2 protein-coding genes are annotated in these 811 nt (G+C 42.9%); both read left to right on the forward strand.

Annotated features, from left to right (window positions below; translation table 11 throughout):
* A partial coding sequence (locus tag A3739_RS30420; RefSeq protein ID WP_197472577.1) for a hypothetical protein occupies positions 1-189 on the forward strand: 189 nt, incomplete at its 5' end.
* Positions 189-811, forward strand: a 623-nt coding sequence (locus tag A3739_RS25635; protein ID WP_156502843.1) for a UvrD-helicase domain-containing protein, incomplete at its 3' end; no start/stop codon positions are given. The genes A3739_RS30420 and A3739_RS25635, both read left to right, overlap by 1 nt.

The following is an 811-nucleotide window of genomic DNA, read 5'->3' on the forward strand; positions in this document are numbered from 1 at the left end:
CGTTTAGGTGAGTTGAGTGAGGACACAGAGCTAGGCAAATTTATTCCAGAGCCAGATGAGTATGTGTTGATGCAGCAAATTCTGCGTCATGCGCCGGTTAAAAAATCTCGTAGCAAAAAGAAAGATGATGATTCTGACATTGCGGCCAATGATGACGTTGAACGTATTACGGTAGAGGAGGATCGATAATGAATGAGACTCCAATGAACTCATTAGCGCCAGAAACACTAGATCTAAATACCTTTCCTTTAGAGGGACTTACCTTAATTGAAGCGAGTGCAGGCACGGGTAAAACCTATGCCTTGTCGAATTTGGTTCTGCGTTACATTCTCGAGAAAAACTATCAGATAGAGCAGATCTTGATAGTGACGTTTACCGATGCCGCGACACAAGAACTCCGTGTTCGGGTGCGGGCGAATATTGTTCAGTACATTAAGTATCTTGAGCGTTTAATTGAGTTTTATGATGAGCTGGAAGTCGATAGTGATGGCAGTAGTGAAGCAGTAAGTGAGAGCAGATCAGATATAGATGCTGCGCAATTAGAGTCGCTTATTCCTGACGCTTTAGCGCGCAATATTATTGGCCGCTTGGATAATCTAAACCAAAGCTTATTGGCTTTAAAAATCGCCGAACAGAGTATCGATCTTGCCGAGATTCATACGATTCACGGTTTCTGTCAAAAGGTCGGGCGCGACAATTCAGTGCTTTTGAATGTTCCTTCGAACCAAGAGCTTAAAGAAGACCTTAAGCCAATGCGTTTAGAGGTTTGTCAGGATGTTTGGCGTAGTGAAATTTTAAAACTGAAGCCAAG

This window comes from Oleiphilus sp. HI0067, from assembly GCF_001635735.1.